The 14,532-nt window shown below is 68.8% G+C and carries 15 protein-coding genes; 10 read left to right on the top strand and 5 right to left on the bottom strand.

The genetic code is table 11. From position 1 onward, the window contains the following. Positions 1 to 89 precede the first annotated feature (89 nt). From TSH64_RS11265 to TSH64_RS11255, 3 genes are all read right to left on the bottom strand, one after another. Positions 90 to 671 carry a UbiX family flavin prenyltransferase gene (locus TSH64_RS11265; protein WP_109096815.1) on the bottom strand — a complete coding sequence of 194 codons (582 nt, stop codon included), beginning with the start codon at positions 669 to 671 and terminating at the stop codon, positions 90 to 92. 64 nt (positions 672 to 735) lie between these two features. Then, positions 736 to 1,350 (bottom strand): DUF1013 domain-containing protein, encoded by a 615-nt coding sequence (locus tag TSH64_RS11260; protein WP_109452530.1) that lies wholly within the window; start codon positions 1,348 to 1,350, stop codon positions 736 to 738. A gap of 285 nt (positions 1,351 to 1,635) precedes the next feature. Beyond that, on the bottom strand, positions 1,636 to 2,652 hold the full coding sequence (locus TSH64_RS11255; protein ID WP_109096814.1) for an NAD(P)H-quinone oxidoreductase: 1,017 nt from the start codon (positions 2,650 to 2,652) through the stop codon (positions 1,636 to 1,638). A 120-nt stretch (positions 2,653 to 2,772) separates the two neighbouring features. Here TSH64_RS11255 and TSH64_RS11250 point away from each other — a divergent pair, with 120 nt between their 5' ends. Beyond that, positions 2,773 to 2,970: a DUF1192 family protein gene (locus tag TSH64_RS11250; RefSeq protein WP_109096813.1), complete on the top strand. Its 198-nt coding sequence runs from the start codon at positions 2,773 to 2,775 to the stop codon at positions 2,968 to 2,970. Positions 2,971 to 3,033: 63 nt separating this feature from the next. On the opposite strand, the gene TSH64_RS11245 is transcribed toward TSH64_RS11250, so the two are convergent. Beyond that, positions 3,034 to 3,846 carry a DUF2189 domain-containing protein gene (locus TSH64_RS11245; RefSeq protein WP_109096812.1) on the bottom strand — a complete coding sequence of 271 codons (813 nt, stop codon included), beginning with the start codon at positions 3,844 to 3,846 and terminating at the stop codon, positions 3,034 to 3,036. Between the two features lie 177 nt (positions 3,847 to 4,023). Continuing rightward, the gene (locus tag TSH64_RS11240) at positions 4,024 to 4,206 is read right to left on the bottom strand and encodes a DUF4169 family protein (protein ID WP_109096811.1); all 183 of its coding nucleotides are present in this window, start codon (positions 4,204 to 4,206) and stop codon (positions 4,024 to 4,026) included. Between the two features lie 276 nt (positions 4,207 to 4,482). Here TSH64_RS11240 and TSH64_RS11235 point away from each other — a divergent pair, with 276 nt between their 5' ends. The 9 genes from TSH64_RS11235 (at position 4,483) to TSH64_RS11195 (ending at position 14,459) form a co-directional block, all read left to right on the top strand. Further along, the gene (locus TSH64_RS11235; protein WP_109096810.1) at positions 4,483 to 7,761 is read left to right on the top strand and encodes an AsmA family protein; all 3,279 of its coding nucleotides are present in this window, start codon (positions 4,483 to 4,485) and stop codon (positions 7,759 to 7,761) included. A 115-nt stretch (positions 7,762 to 7,876) separates the two neighbouring features. Further along, complete coding sequence (locus TSH64_RS11230) at positions 7,877 to 8,254, top strand: accessory factor UbiK family protein (RefSeq protein WP_109096809.1); 378 nt, start codon at positions 7,877 to 7,879, stop codon at positions 8,252 to 8,254. A gap of 223 nt (positions 8,255 to 8,477) precedes the next feature. Further along, positions 8,478 to 8,981: a YbjN domain-containing protein gene (locus TSH64_RS11225; RefSeq protein ID WP_098739647.1), complete on the top strand. Its 504-nt coding sequence runs from the start codon at positions 8,478 to 8,480 to the stop codon at positions 8,979 to 8,981. A 55-nt stretch (positions 8,982 to 9,036) separates the two neighbouring features. Further along, positions 9,037 to 9,861, top strand: coding sequence for a pyrroline-5-carboxylate reductase (proC, locus tag TSH64_RS11220; protein WP_109096808.1), 825 nt, complete (start codon positions 9,037 to 9,039; stop codon positions 9,859 to 9,861). An 11-nt stretch (positions 9,862 to 9,872) separates the two neighbouring features. Next, positions 9,873 to 10,355 carry a YbaK/EbsC family protein gene (locus TSH64_RS11215; RefSeq protein WP_109096807.1) on the top strand — a complete coding sequence of 161 codons (483 nt, stop codon included), beginning with the start codon at positions 9,873 to 9,875 and terminating at the stop codon, positions 10,353 to 10,355. Between the two features lie 78 nt (positions 10,356 to 10,433). Continuing rightward, positions 10,434 to 11,132: a TetR family transcriptional regulator gene (locus TSH64_RS11210; protein WP_109096806.1), complete on the top strand. Its 699-nt coding sequence runs from the start codon at positions 10,434 to 10,436 to the stop codon at positions 11,130 to 11,132. A gap of 173 nt (positions 11,133 to 11,305) precedes the next feature. Next, positions 11,306 to 11,740 (top strand): phasin family protein, encoded by a 435-nt coding sequence (locus TSH64_RS11205; protein ID WP_109096805.1) that lies wholly within the window; start codon positions 11,306 to 11,308, stop codon positions 11,738 to 11,740. Positions 11,741 to 11,924: 184 nt separating this feature from the next. Then, a complete protein-coding gene (locus TSH64_RS11200) occupies positions 11,925 to 12,260 on the top strand; it encodes a tRNA-binding protein (RefSeq protein WP_109452528.1) in 336 nt (111 codons plus the stop codon). Between the two features lie 252 nt (positions 12,261 to 12,512). Then, positions 12,513 to 14,459 (top strand): cache domain-containing protein, encoded by a 1,947-nt coding sequence (locus tag TSH64_RS11195; protein WP_247872881.1) that lies wholly within the window; start codon positions 12,513 to 12,515, stop codon positions 14,457 to 14,459. Positions 14,460 to 14,532: the final 73 nt, after the last annotated feature.

The raw sequence follows: 14,532 nt of genomic DNA, 5'->3' as shown, positions 1-14,532 counted from the left end.
GCGTCGTGGTGCATCGACAGCGGTATAACGGCATTGTGCCCGCGCTCCAAGCCACCTGTTGGGCGACCGCCGCGGGTCAGGTGTCTCAGCTATTCCTCGCCCCAGCGCCGCAGGTTGCCGGCGTCCAGCCCGAACAGGTCGAGCACCCGGCCAACCGAATGGTCGACCAGATCGTCGATGCCCTGCGGCTTGGCATAGAAGGCCGGGACAGGTGGCGCGATCACCGCCCCCATTTCGGCCAGCGCGGTCATGGTGCGCAGGTGACCGAGATGCAGCGGCGTCTCCCGCACCATCAGCACCAGCCGGCGCCGTTCCTTCAGCGCCACATCCGCCGCCCGCGTCAGCAGGGTGGAGGTGACGCCGCTGGCGATCTCGCTCATTGTCCGGACGGAGCAGGGGGCGACCACCATGCCCAGCGTGCGGAAGCTGCCGCTGGACACGGCCGCGCCGATGTCGACGGCGGCATAGCTGACATCGGCCAGCGCCCGCAGCTCGGCCACCTTCATGGCGGTTTCATGCGCCAGCGTGACCTCGGCCGACCGGCTGACCACCAGATGCGATTCGACGCCGATCCGCCGCAGCGTCTGCAGCATGCGGATGCCGTAGATCACTCCCGACGCGCCGCTGATGCCGACGACGAGCCGGGGCGGCGGGATGGTGGGATCGGTCATGGCCGGATTCCAAGCTCTCTTCAAGCGGTATTCCCTCTCCCGCCCGGGGAGAGGGACACCCCCCTCAGTGCGCGTCTTCCTGTTCGGAATAACGGTCGTCCTCGCGGCCTTCGCCGTAGAAGTCCTCGGCGGCATCCTCCGGCGCGCGCGGCACGCCGCCGCGGCGGATCGCCAGGGCCAGCGCCTCTTCCAGCTCGCGCTGGGAGCAGAGGCCCAGCATCACCGGGCCGCGCGGCTTGATGTTGGCGACGTTCCAGTGGGTGCGGTCGCGCACCGCGGCGATGGTCGGCTTGGTGGTGCCGATCAGGCGGCAGACCTGGGCATCCGACAGCTCCGGATGGTGCTTCAGCAGCCAGGCGATGGCGTCGGGCTTGTCGCCGCGCTTGGTGATCGGGGTGTAGCGCGGACCCTTGGAGCGGGAGGCGACCTGCGGCAGGTCGGCGACCAGAAGCTTCAGGCGCAGATCCTGATTCTTCTCGCAGCGCTCGATCTCCTGCTTGGTCAGCTGGCCGTTGGCGATGGGGTCCAGCCCCACCATGCCGACCGCGACCTCGCCGTCGGCGATGGCCTGGACTTCCAGCGAATGCATGCCGCAGAAGGCGGCGATCTGCTCGAAGGACAAGGACGTGTTCTCGACCAGCCAGACGGCTGTCGCTTTCGGCATCAAGGGCAGAGCCATCATCCCTCCTGACAAACTTCTTTACCGGCCGCACCCGCTGGCGGGTGGTGCGGCCGGCCGTTCTAACTGGTTATGCGGCGCGGGGGCGGCTTCGCGACCCGGCTTCGCGACTCCGGGGGCGGCCGCCCCATTCTCGTCACCACGATATAGGGCGAATACCGGTCCGCGTAAGCATGCTTGCGCAGGCGCACCGGGAAATCCCGGCCGCCCGCTCGCCTCTGCTAACCTGTCTTGGCAGCGGATGGCAAGCCCGACGGCGCCGCAGCGGCGAAGAAAAGCGCAAAATCAGGCGGCGTCCGGTCCCACCGTCAGCACGATCTTGCCGATATGCGCGCTGCTTTCCATCAGCCGGTGCGCCTCGTCCGCTTGGTCCAGCGGGAATGTGGCGTGGATCTGCGGCTTGATGCCGCCGGTCTCCAGCAGCGGCCAGACATGCTCGCGGAGCGCCGTGGCGATGCGGCCCTTCTCCGCCACCGGGCGGGCGCGCAGCGTCGATCCGGTCAGCGTCAGCCGCTTGGTCATCACCGGCGCCATGTTCAGCGACACCTTCGCCCCCTGCAGGAAGGCGATGGAAACGTGACGGCCGTCCACCGCCATGATGTCGATGTCGCGGGCGATGTAGTCGCCGCCGACCATGTCCAGAACGACATCGACGCCGCGACCGCCGGTCGCTTCGCGGATGACCGCGACGAAATCCTCGGTCTTGTAGTTGATGGCGCGGTCGGCCCCCAACTCCTCGCAGGCGCGGCACTTGTCGTCGCTGCCGGCGGTGGTGAACACCGTCGCGCCGAAGGCCTTGGCCAGCTGGATGGCGGTCGTGCCGATGCCGCTCGATCCACCATGGATCAGCAGGGTCTCGCCACGCTTCAGGGCACCGCGCTCGAACACGTTGGTCCAGACGGTGAAGAAGGTTTCAGGGACTGCCGCCGCCTCGACCATCGACAGCGGGCTTGGGACGGGCAGGGCCTGCACCGCCGGCACCACGCAATATTCGGCATAGCCGCCGCCGGCAACCAGCGCGCAGACCCTGTCGCCGCTGGCCCAGCTCTCCACCCCGTCGCCGATGGCGATCACCGTGCCGGACAGTTCCAGCCCCGGCAGGTCGGATGCACCCGGCGGCGGGTCGTAGCGGCCCTGGCGCTGCAGCGTGTCTGGGCGGTTCACGCCGGCTGCGGCGACTTCCACCAGGATTTCGCCGGGGCCGGGCACCGGGGCGGGCCGGCGGGCGGGGCGCAGAACCTCCGGCCCGCCGGGCTGGGTGATCTCGACGCAGCGCATGCTGTCGGGCAAGCTTAGACCCATGGCGGTCGTCCCTTCCGTTTTTGTCTGTTTGGCAATGTCAGGCCCGAAAGGTAGATTTGCGCAACCGGCCTGACAAGCCGGACCAAGAGCTGAGAACACGGCAGGGGGAGGGGCCCGATCATGGCCATCGACGAGCGTTTCGAGGATCTGGAGCCGCGCAAGGCCAAGCCGGCACCCAAGGACCTGACCGTGATGGGCGTGGCCGAGATCGAGGCCTACATCGCCGCGCTGGAAGCGGAAATCACCCGGGCCCGCGCGGCCATCGCCGCCAAGCAGGCGCAGAAATCCGCGGCCGAGGCCTTCTTCAAGAAGGGGTGAAAAAAGCCCCTCTCCCGCCGGGGGAGAGGGGCTTTGTCTGCTTGCGGAGAGGGTTGCCCCACTTTACCGCCCGATGCCGACCAGATCGCGGTAGCAATGCCAGGAGGCATGCCCGACGACCGGCAGGGCGATGGCCAGCCCGAGGAAGCCGGTGACCATCCCGGCGCTCATGAACAGGGCGATCAGGAAGCCCCAGGCGATCATCGCTTTGGCGTTGGCGCGCACCACCGCGATGCTGGTTGCCATGGCGGTGAAGACGTCGGTCTCGCGGTCCAGCAGCATCGGCACCGACACCACGGCGATGGAGAACACCGCCGTCGCGATGATCCCGCCGAACACCGTCCCGGTCAGCAGGAAGGGGATGGTCTCCGCCGAGAAGAAGATGCGGTCGACCAGCTGGTCCAGCGCCGGCGGTTCGCCGGAGAAGAACAGGGCGAAGATCAGGAAGGCGACCCGGATCCAGGCCAGCAGCGCCAGCATCAGCACCATGCCGATCCCGGCGATCTGGACCCCGTTGCGGCGATAGGCGGCGACAACCTTGCCGAAGGTCGGCCGTTCCCCCAGTTCCAGCAGGCGGCTGGTCTCATAGAGCCCGACGGCGAACAGCGGCCCGACCAGCATGAAGCCCGCCGCCATCGGCAGCAGCAGATATTCCATGTCCAGCGTCGCCAGCCCGACCACCAGCACCAGGCTGGAGATCACCGCCAGAGCGCCGTAGGCGAAGCTGATGCCGGGGGCGGCCATCATGTCCTGCCAAGCCGACGCCAGCCAGACCCAGGGCCGGTCCATCTCGACCGAGCGGATCGCCGGCAGCCAGTTGGGGGTTTGCGTCTGAGGCGTCTGCACCGAACCGCGAAAAGACGTCATGTCGACCATGAAGACGGCCCTCCCCATCAGCCTAGGAAAGCGCCCGCCGGCGCCCATGACCGGCACTGTCACACAGCCGCCATGATAGTCGCAATAGGGAACTATCGGCATATCCAATAGTAACAAAAAAGCGGAGGTTATTCCCACTCCCCAGCTTGGTCTTTGCCGCGCTTTCGGCTTATGCGGTCAGTCCTCCCCATCCAGCTTATGCCCATCCAAAGCCTGAGTGCGTCGCTCGGCATCCTTGCGGTCGCGCTCCTTCTCCGCCTTGGTGCGGCCGAATCGGGCCCGATTCGCCTCCGCTTCCCTGGTGCGTTCCGCCTTGTCGCGGGTCTTGCGGAAACGGTTGAGGTTGACCACGTCGCCCATGGCACGGTCTCCGGTGGCTGTTTTCGGGGGGTTCGGCGCCGCACGGCCGATTCCGGCGGGCGGCGGAACGAAAAAACTTTGCGAAAAATCCGGGCAGATCCCGACTTGGCCGTGGGATTGCCCAAATTGCTTGTTTCTTCTGCGGGCGCTAGCTTACCGAAGGATGGCGCGCACCGGAAGCGGACGGTGCGGTGGGTGGGGGAACTGGTCTTTGTATAGACGTGGCAAAGGGGCGCGGCCGACGACAGGGCCGGTCGCAGGGAAGGCGGAAACCCGGTGAAGAAGATCCTGATCGCTGCACTGGCCGGACTGGCGGTTACGGCCGGTCTGCTGCTGGCGGCGCCGAGCCTCATCGACTGGAACGCCTACAAGGGCATCATCGCCGAACGGGTGTCGCAGGCGACCGGCCGGCAGGTGGAGTTGCGGGGCGACGTCGGCTTCACCCTGCTGCCGTCGCCGGCGCTGACGGTGCGCGACGCCCGGCTCGCCAACGCCGCCGGTGCCGCCGAACCCGACATGGTGCGCCTGAAGAAGCTCGACGCCCGGGTGGCGCTCGGCCCGCTGCTGGGCGGCCGCATCCAGGTCGAAAGCATCGCTCTGGTCGAACCTACCTTCGTGGTCGAGGTGCTGAAGGACGGCCGCATCAACTGGGACCTGTCCACCGCCGGTACCCGCGGCGGCGACGGGCTGGGGGCGGCCGAGGGGCTGGTCTCCGCCGTCAGCTTCGATCAGGTGCTGATCGACAACGGCACGATCATCTACCGTGACGACCGCAACGGCCGGACCGAGACGGTGGCGGGCCTCAGCGCCCGCATCGCCGCCGGCAGCCTGAACGGCCCTTTCCAGATTCAGGGCGATTTTCGCCTGCGCGGCCTGCCCCTGCATGGCGAGGCGACCGCCGGCCGTTTCACCGAAGGAGCGGCGGTGCCGGTGCGCGCCACCCTGTCGATGCCGCACACTGACGCCACCCTGCGCTTCGCCGGCATCCTGACCGGCGGCGGCAACAGCGGGGGCAGTGGCGGAGGCGGGTCGAAGGTCCAGGGCGATCTGCGCGCCGAGGGCAGCGACTTCGCCAAGCTGATCGACTCCCAGAAATCCTCCTGGGCTCCGGCGGCGCTGGCCCAGCCCTTCAGCCTGCGCTCGACGGTGGAAGCGGGGACCAGCCTCGCCACCTTCTCCGGGCTGGAAGCGCAGCTTGGCGACACGCGCGCCACCGGCAACGCAACGCTCCGCGCCGGCGATCCCGCCAAGCGCGAGGAGCCGCGCACCGAACTGACCCTCGCCGTCAACCGCCTCGACCTCGATGCCTGGCTGGCCCAGGGCGCGCGCAACGGCGGCAAAACCGCCTCCACCCCATCCGCCGCGTCCGGCACCGCGGACTCGTCCGGCGCCGCCAAGGCACCGGCCCTGTCCGTCGTGCTGCCGGCCGGGGTGGAGGCCAAGCTGGACGTCGCCGTCGATGCCATCGCCTACAACCGCGGCGTGGTGCGCCAGGGCCGGATCGAGGCCAGCCTGTCCGGCGGCCGGCTGAACATCGACCGGATCAGCGCGCTGCTGCCCGGCGGCTCCGACTTCGTCGCGGCGGGGGAGGTGACGACGCCGGGGGGGCAGCCGACGCTGGACGTGCGGATGGAGGCGAACGCCGACAACCTGCGCGCCCTGCTGGACTGGGCGAAGCTCGACCTGCATGGCGTTCCGGCCGACCGGCTGCGCCGCGCCTCGCTGTCGGGCCGTCTCCAGGGCCATGCCGACCGCTTCGAACTGTCGGGCCTCGATTTCCGCTTCGACAGCAGCCGCCTCAGCGGTGCCATCGCCTATGTCGACCGGGGCCGTCCCGCCTTCGGCGCCCGGCTGGAACTCGACCGCCTCAATCTGGACGGCTACCTGCCGGCCGATCCCGCGACCGCCCAGGCGCCCTCGCTGGCGCCCTCCCAGACCGCTGCCCAGCCGGCCAATCGCGCCGTCGGCCCGCGCAATGGGAGCGCAAACGGCTCTGCCGGTTCCGCCCAGACGCCGCAGCGCATGATCGGCATTGCCGACGCCAACCTCGACCTGCGGGTCGGGCAGCTGACGGTGGGCGGACTGCCGGTGCAGGGGCTGCGCCTCGACGCCACGGTCGCCTCCGGCGCCCTGACGGTGCGCGAGGCCAAGGTGGACGACATCGCCGGTCTCCAGGCCCGCATCGACGGCCAGGTCGCCAGCCTGATCCCGTTGCGCGGCGTGAATCTCGCCCTGACGGCCGACGCCAAGTCGCTGGGCGGCCTGCCCAGCGCCGTGTCCTGGCCGCGCGGCCTGCCGGTGCCGGAGCGGCTGGGCGCCGTCAGCGCCAAGGCGCGGCTGGCCGGCGACGGCGAGCGGCTGGCGGTGGAGGCCTCGGCCGGCATGCTCGGCGGCACGCTGGAGGCCGGCGGCGTTCTGCTCGGGCTGGACCGCACGCCCAGCGCCGACCTCAAGCTCCGCCTCACCCATCCGGAGATGGGGCGGATCGCCGCCCTGTTCACCGACACCGGGCTGGCCCGTGCCTATGGCCCGCTCGATCTTTACGGCGAGTTGTCGGGTTCTGCGGCGTCTCCTGCCCTGAACAATCTCCAGGGGCTGGTCGCCGGCGTGCCCCTGCGCGGCAAGCTGGTGCTGGACCACAAGGCTGAACGCCCTGCCTTCCAGGCCGACATCCAGACCGGCGACCTCGACCTCGACCGGCTGCGCAACGCCCCGCTGGTCGGCGACGGTGCCGGGCGTCCCGCCAACGCCGCTGCCGATCCCGCCGCAACGCCGGCAGACCCGCTGTCCGACCTCGCCTGGATGCAGTCGCTGGACGGCCGCCTCGGCCTGACCTCCACCTCCCTGACGGTGGGCGGGCAGCGCATCGCCCAGCCGGCGCTGCGGGCAACCCTGTCCAAGGGCGTCGCGACCCTGGAACAACTGGACGGCGAGTGGCAGGGCGGCCAGATCGGTCTCAGCGGCCGTCTCGCCACTGCGGCCGGGCAGGCGCCCAAGCTCGACGCCGATCTCACCGTCATCAAGGCCGACACGGGCAATGCGCTGTCCGGCCTAACCGGGCTCGGCCTCAGTGGCGGCACCGTCGACCTCGACGTGACCCTGTCGGGCAGCGGCCATGGCGACGCGCTGCTGCGCAGCCTGACCGGCCGCGGCCGGGCGGTGGCGTCGGGTGGCGTGCTGCGCGGCGTCGACCTTGCGGCGTTGCGCAGCCGCCTTGCCGGGGTGGAACGCACGCAGGAGGTGCTGACCGCGGTCGCCGGTGCGCTCCAGGGTGGGGAAACGAAGCTCGACCGGCTCGACGCCCGTTTCGCCATCGACAACGGGGTGATCCGCACCGAGGACGCCCGTCTGACCACCGCGCCGGCCGACGGCACGCTGGCCGGCACCGTCTCGCTGGCCGAGGAGCAGGTGGATCTGGGTTTAACCCTGAAGGTAAAGACGGACGGCGACCTGCCGCCGCTCACCCTGCGCATGACCGGCCCCTGGGCTGCCCCGACCCAGACCCTGGACCTGAAGGCGCTGCGCGACCGCTTCAACGCGGCGCCTGCGAAATGACGGCCGGCGCGAGTAATGCCCCAGCGAAATTGACGGCCTGCCCACACGGCCAAGGGCGTTGAAGTCGCCGCGTGCGGCGTCCATAATGAACGAACGGTAACCGGAAGTCAGAGCGATGCAGGTGGACAACAGGATTTTGGACGATCTCGCCCGTGTGGCGGGTGGCGCGCTCGGCGCCTTTTCGTCCTTGCGCGAAGAGGCCGAAGGCCAGCTCCGTGCCCAGCTCGAACGTATTCTGTCGCGGATGGACGTCGTCAGCCGCGAGGAATACGAGGCTGTCCGCGCCATGGCCGCCAAGGCCCGCGAGGAGCAGGAGGTGATGGCCGAGCGGCTGGCCGCCCTTGAGGCGACCGTAGCATCGCTGAGCGCCGCGAAGGCACCGCTGCCGGTCGCCGTCGAGGCCGCCGGTGTCCCTGCCGTGGTCGAGGCCGATCCGGCCAGTGTCACGCCGGAAGAGGGCAAGCCCGGCAGCAAGGCCACCCCGGCCGCCTGAGCGTCGCCGCCGCCGTCCGCATACCCGACGCCCCCTCCCGTCGTCCCTGTCCGCGCCGCGTCCCGCGGCCGGATGGGTGTGCGCCGGCGCCAGTCTCGCCCTCGATTCAGCCCGTTTTTTCATCATCTTGGGGTATTGGCCCGGACCGCGCGCTATCGTCGGCGCGTCTCTTCGGTCCGGGTGAACGGTACCGCCCATAGCGCCTTCACAGGAGGACGCGGACATGTCGGCAGTCGCCGTAGAGACCACCACTTCCGCCCACAATCCGCTCGACGTGGTCGAGGAGATCGTCACCGCCAACGAATGGCCCTTCGACCGCGCCACCGACGACGAGCTGGTCGTTGAGATCGGCGGGCGCTGGTGCGATTACCGGCTCTATTTCGTCTGGCAGCCGGACGTTGCCGCGATGCAGTTCTCCTGCCAGTTCGACATGAAGGTCCAGGCCGCCCGCCGCACCGCCGTCGCCGAGCTGCTGGCCGAGGTCAACGGCCGCATGTGGCTGGGTCATTTCGACGTCTGCTCGGAGGAGCATACGCCGATGTTCCGCCAGACCATGCTGCTGCGCGGGGCGCGCGGCGCTGCGGTGGAGCAGCTGGAGGATCTGGTGGAGATCGCCCTGTCGGAATGCGAGCGCTTCTATCCCGCCTTCCAGTTTGTGATCTGGGGCGGAAAGTCGGCGTCGGAGGCGGTGTCCGCCGCCATTCTCGACACCATGGGCGAAGCGTGACAAGACAAGAAGCCTGGGCGGGAAAGCCCTGGCGAACCGGAGAGGGGCAGGGGTCATGACGGCGGAATCGGGTGCGTCGCTGCTGTTGGTCGGCTGCGGGAAGATGGGTGGGGCGATGCTGGACGGCTGGCTCGCCGCCGGGATCGCGTCGCGCGTCGTGGTGGTCGACCGCGCCGGCCTGCCGCAATCGGTGGCGGGCGACGCCCGTGTCACCCTGGCATCCGCCGCTGACGCCCTACCGGCCGGCTTCGTTCCCGACGTGGTCGTCCTGGCGGTGAAGCCGCAGGTGATGGAGGACGCGCTGCCGTCCTACCGCGCCCTGGTCGGCCCCGGTACGGTCTTCCTGTCGGTCGCCGCCGGCAAGACCATCGCATATTTCGAACGGCTGCTGGGGGAGGCGGCGGTCGTCGTCCGCTCCATGCCGAACACGCCGGCCGCCATCGGCCGCGGCATGACCGTCGCCGTCGCCAATGCCCGGGTCAGTACCGGCCAGCGCGCCCTGTCCGACCGCCTGCTGCGGGCCGTCGGCGATGTCGCCTGGGTGGAGGACGAGGGGCTGCTGGATCCCGTCACCGCCGTGTCGGGCAGCGGCCCGGCCTATGTCTTCTTCCTGGTGGAGGCGATGGCCAAGGCCGGCGAGGCCGCCGGACTGCCGGCCGATCTGGCGATGCGGCTGGCCCGCACCACCGTGTCGGGTGCCGGCGCCCTGCTCGACGCCTCGCCGCAGCAGGAGGCCGCCGACCTTCGCAAGGCGGTGACCAGCCCGAACGGCACCACCCAGGCAGCGTTGGAAGTGCTGATGGCGCCGGAGGGCGTGCAGCCGGTGATGACCGCCGCCATCGCTGCCGCCGCCCGGCGGTCGCGCGAACTGGCCGGTTGAGAGGCGCGGCCATGACGGCGCTCAGCCCGTCCGCCGCCCGCGTCCAGGCCCTGCTCGACAGCATCGGCCTCGGCCATCGCGTGGTCGAGCATGAAGGCAGCACCCGCACGTCGGAGGATGCCGCCAACGCCGTCGGCTGCACGGTGGCGCAGATCGCCAAATCGCTGATTTTCCGCACGAAGGAGACCGGTCGCCCGGTTCTGGTCGTCGCCAGCGGCGCCAACCGGGTGGACGAGAAGGTGGTCAGCCGGCTGATCGGCGAGAAGATCGAGCGTGCCGATCCGGAGTTCGTCCGCGAGTCGACCGGCTTCGCCATCGGCGGCGTTCCGCCCATCGGCCATGCCGTGCCGCCGCTGGTGATGATCGATGACGACCTGCTGCGGCTGGAAATCATCTGGGCAGCAGCCGGTACGCCCAATGCAGTTTTCCGCCTGACCCCCGCCGATCTGGTCAGCATGACCGGTGGCCGGGTGGAAGCTGTCCGCAAGGCATGATTGAACGGTTGGACGGGTGACGTTCGCCCGTCCACGCACCACCTTATAAGGCAATCCCTGTCGCCTGGAGGTGGTGCCATGTCCGACATGTCGTCCGACAAGCCTGAAGACAACAGCTTCCGCTCCGATCCAACAGTCGATCTGGCGGACTCCGATGCGCTCGACCGCTCTGTTGCGGCGGCGGCGATGGGGCTGGCGGCCGAGAAGGGCTGGCGGCGCGTCGGCCTGCTGGAGGTCGCGCATACCGCCGGCATCCCGCTGTCCCGATTCCATCATCGCTATCGTGGGCGCTCCGACGTGCTGGCGGCGGTATCGCGCGTCGCCGACGCCACCGTTCTGGCCGGCGACACTCCCGTCGATCCGACCGAATCGGCCCGCGACCGCTTGTTCGACGTGATGATGCGCCGCTTCGACGCGCTTCGTCCGTACCGTGAGGGTTTGCGGTCCGTCGTGCGCGACCTGCCGGCCGATCCGGCGGCGGCACTTGCCTTCACCTGCACCTTCGGCCGCTCCATGGCCTGGATGCTGCGTGCGGCGGGGATCGATCCCGACCGGCGTGGCGGGGCGGCACTCGTGGCCGGCCTCGGCACCGTCCATGCCCGCGTCATGCGGGTGTTTCTCGACGACGACACCGCCGACCTCTCGCGCACCATGGCGGCGCTGGACAACGCCCTGCGCGGGGCGGAACGCTGGGGCGCGACCTTCTGCCGCTGGACCAAGCGGCCCGGGCCGCTCGGCAAGCAAGCGGGAACAGAGTCTATGGCATCAGGCATTTAGCAACGGCGCGGCGATCCGAGGCGGGGAGTTTTTCCCGCCAAGGTTATGCTGCGGCGCAAAAAAGCGGATTGACTAACTTTTCGGCACTCTGCATAGTCTGCTTCTGTAATGTTGCGACGCAACATGCCCGTATTCAGATGCGGGCAGCAAACACCGATGCTGGGATGAGAAACATGGCCAAGATCAGCGGTAACCCCTTCCTCGAATTCGATCCGTCCAAGCTGATGGGCGACCTGAAGGTTCCGGGTGTGGACGTCGAGTCCATCATCGCCAGCCAGCGTCGCAACATCGAGGCGGTTACCGCCGCCAACCAGCTCGCCTTCGAAGGCTTCCAGGCCATCGTCCGCCGTCAGGCCGAGGTTCTGCGCACCGTCGCCGAGGACGTGAACCGCGCCGTCGGCGAGCTGACGGCTGCCGGTACCCCGGAGGAGAAGGCCGCCAAGCAGGCCGATCTGGTGAAGGCCGCTTTCGAGAAGTCTCTGTCGAACATTCGCGAGCTGAGCGAGATGATCGCCAAGTCGAACACCGAAGCCGCTGAGATCCTGACCAAGCGCGTCTCGGACAGCCTGGACGAGGTCAAGGCCGCCATCGCCAAGGCGAAGGCCTGATCCTTTCCGGTCAGCCGGATTTTCACGAAGAGGGGTCGCCATCGGCGGCCCCTTTTTCGTTCGCGGCGTAAGTCTCGGTCGGCCTCCGCTTTGGTTTGATGGAGGCCGCGTGCGCTTGCCCATTCCGATGCCGGCCCTGGCGCGCTACCCTGGCGCGGATTGCCAGAACCGCATCGGACCCGTCATGACCATCAGCTACGACGATTTCGCCAAGGTCGACATCCGCGTCGGCACCGTCCGCGCCGTCGAAGCCTTTCCTGAGGCGCGCAAGCCGGCCTACAAGCTGACCATCGATTTCGGCGGCGAGATCGGCACCAAGCGTAGTTCGGCCCAGATCACCAGCCACTATCAAGCCAATGCCCTGGTCGGCCGGCAGGTGCTGGCCGTGGTGAACTTTCCGCCCAAACGCATCGGCCCCTTCACCAGCGAAGTGCTGTGCCTCGGCCTGCCCGATGCCGAGGGTGCAGTGGTTCTGGTCGGCCCGGATCACGCGGTGCCGGACGGAGCCCGGCTGTTCTGAAACCGGTTAAGTCATTTTTGCAAAGCATGTGGGTTAGAAAGAACCGAACGGCGGCGGCTCGCAGATATATGACATAATCGTGACAGGCGAAGTGCTGCATTTGATTTAAATCATATGACGCCAATCCAATTCCGGATGACATGCTGCACGTGACTGTGAACCAGCATTTGCAACATGATCATCCGGTGGTTGGTAATGATGAACGTCATGCGCTCCTTCGTCGGCCGGCTTTCGATTTCCACGAAAGTCACCGTGTTGAATCTTGTCGGCATGCTGGTCCTCAGCACTGCGATCCTGTTCGCCATCGGACAGGTGATCGTCCGCGATCTGGAACGGCAGGCGATCGAGATGCAGCGTCTCAGCATGGACATCGCCTGGTCGTCGTTGCAGGAGCGCGGCGGCCGATTCTCCGTCGCCGACGGGAAGCTGCTGCTGGACGGTGTCGTGATGAACGACAACAATCTGGTGGTCGACAAAATCAAGCGCATCACCGGCGGCACCGCCACGCTGTTCCTGGGCGACCGCCGGATTGCCACCAACGTCACCGCCGCCGATGGCAGCCGTGCCGTCGGCACGACGCTGGCGCAGGGGCCGGCCTACGATTCGGTGCTGCGCCGGGGGACCCCTTTCCGCGGCATGGTCGAGATCCTGGGCGAGCCCTACTATGCCGCCTATGATCCGATCAAGGATGCGTCCGGCAACCCGGTCGGCATCCTCTATGTCGGCATCAAGAAGGCGGAGGTTTTCAAGACCTTTGACGACAGCATGCGCTTCGCCACCATGCTTGTGGTGATGTGCGCCGTCGTGCTGGCTGTTCCGGGCTATCTGGTGTCGCGCCGACTGCTGCGTCCGCTGGGCCAGCTCAGCCATGTGATGACCGCCCTGTCGTCGGGCGACCTGACCGCCACGGTGGCGGGCGCCGACCGGCTGGACGAGATCGGTGCCATGTCGCGCTCGGTCCTGGTCTTCCGTGACGGCATGGCCGAGGCCGAGCGCCTGCGCGCCGAACAGGAGCGCCAGCGCGTCGAAGGGGAGGCACAGAAGCGCAGGGCCCTGCAGTCGATGGCCGATACGGTGGAGTCGGAAAGCCGCCATGCGGTGGAGCGGGTCGCCGCCCGCACCCAGGAGATGGACCACAATGCCGGCGCCATGGCGAAGTCGGCCGGGCTGGTCGGCGCCAACGCCCAGAACGTCGCCGCCGCCGCGGCCCAGGCACTCAGCAACGCCCAGGCGGTGTCGTCGGCCGCCGAGCAGCTTTCCGCCTCCATCGAGGAGATCGGCACCCAGGTCAGCCATGCGGCCGGGGTCACCCGCGCCGCCGTCGCCGCCAGCGACCGGACCGAGGCCACCATCGAGTCGCTGTCTTCGGCCGTCGGCCGCATCGGTGATGTGGCCGAACTGATCCAGGGCATCGCCGCCCAGACCAACCTGCTGGCGCTGAACGCCACCATCGAGGCGGCGCGGGCAGGGGAGGCGGGCAAGGGCTTCGCCGTCGTGGCGGGAGAGGTAAAGAATCTCGCCAACCAGACCTCTCGGTCGACCGAGGAGATCTCGCGACTGATCGCCGAGATCCAGTCGGTCACTGCCCGCAGCGTTGAGGAGGTGCGCGACATCAGCCGCACCATCGGCGAGATCGACGCCATTTCCGGCACGGTCGCCGCCGCGGTGGAGCAGCAGGCGTCCGCCACTCAGGAGATTTCGCGCAACGTCGCCCAGACCGCCGGTGCCGCAACCGATGTGTCGACCCGCATCGACGAGGTGTCGCGCGAGGCCAAGGTGACGGAGGAGCGGGCCGACGTGCTGCGCGCCGGCGCGTCGGAGGTGACCCACAGCATCGACGAGCTGATGCATGTGCTGGTCCGCGCCGTGCGCACGGCGACCGACGATGTCGATCGCCGCAGCCTGCCGCGCTACCGCGTCGAGGCGCCCTGCACCGTGGAGGCGCCGGAGGGCCGTTTGACCGTCAGGCTGCTTGACATCTCCCGCCATGGTGCTGCGCTTGCCGAGGCCGACGCGGTCGGCACCCGCGGCACCCTGCTGTTCGACAGCCTGGGCGTGGCCTTGCCCTTCGAGGCTTTCAACCGTGAGGAGGGGGTGGTGCGCATCCGCTTCCGGCTGTCGGAGATCGACCGGCAGGCCTTCGATGCCCGCTTCGACCGCTTCGAAGGGGCGATGGCCGGGCGCCGCCTGACGGCCTGATGCCGGCTGTCCGGATGGGTCGCGCCCGGGGAGCGGTGACGGACCGCGCGGATCCCTGACGGCCCCGGCGCGG

The organism is Azospirillum sp. TSH64, from assembly GCF_003116035.1.
Taxonomy (GTDB): Bacteria; Pseudomonadota; Alphaproteobacteria; order Azospirillales; family Azospirillaceae; genus Azospirillum.
Note: the sequence above shows the minus strand (reverse complement) of the source record. Positions and strands in the feature narration are given on the sequence as shown.

Coding starts and splice junctions, on each gene's coding strand:
- TSH64_RS11210 (WP_109096806.1), top strand. CDS start 10,434: ATGTCCGACATGTCGTCCGACAAGCCTGAAGACAACAGCTTCCGCTCC.
- TSH64_RS11240 (WP_109096811.1), bottom strand. CDS start 4,206: ATGGGCGACGTGGTCAACCTCAACCGTTTCCGCAAGACCCGCGACAAG.
- TSH64_RS11255 (WP_109096814.1), bottom strand. CDS start 2,652: ATGGGTCTAAGCTTGCCCGACAGCATGCGCTGCGTCGAGATCACCCAG.
- TSH64_RS11230 (WP_109096809.1), top strand. CDS start 7,877: ATGCAGGTGGACAACAGGATTTTGGACGATCTCGCCCGTGTGGCGGGT.
- TSH64_RS11215 (WP_109096807.1), top strand. CDS start 9,873: ATGACGGCGCTCAGCCCGTCCGCCGCCCGCGTCCAGGCCCTGCTCGAC.
- TSH64_RS11200 (WP_109452528.1), top strand. CDS start 11,925: ATGACCATCAGCTACGACGATTTCGCCAAGGTCGACATCCGCGTCGGC.
- TSH64_RS11265 (WP_109096815.1), bottom strand. CDS start 671: ATGACCGATCCCACCATCCCGCCGCCCCGGCTCGTCGTCGGCATCAGC.
- TSH64_RS11260 (WP_109452530.1), bottom strand. CDS start 1,350: ATGGCTCTGCCCTTGATGCCGAAAGCGACAGCCGTCTGGCTGGTCGAG.
- TSH64_RS11250 (WP_109096813.1), top strand. CDS start 2,773: ATGGCCATCGACGAGCGTTTCGAGGATCTGGAGCCGCGCAAGGCCAAG.
- TSH64_RS11225 (WP_098739647.1), top strand. CDS start 8,478: ATGTCGGCAGTCGCCGTAGAGACCACCACTTCCGCCCACAATCCGCTC.
- TSH64_RS11245 (WP_109096812.1), bottom strand. CDS start 3,846: ATGGTCGACATGACGTCTTTTCGCGGTTCGGTGCAGACGCCTCAGACG.
- proC (WP_109096808.1), top strand. CDS start 9,037: ATGACGGCGGAATCGGGTGCGTCGCTGCTGTTGGTCGGCTGCGGGAAG.
- TSH64_RS11205 (WP_109096805.1), top strand. CDS start 11,306: ATGGCCAAGATCAGCGGTAACCCCTTCCTCGAATTCGATCCGTCCAAG.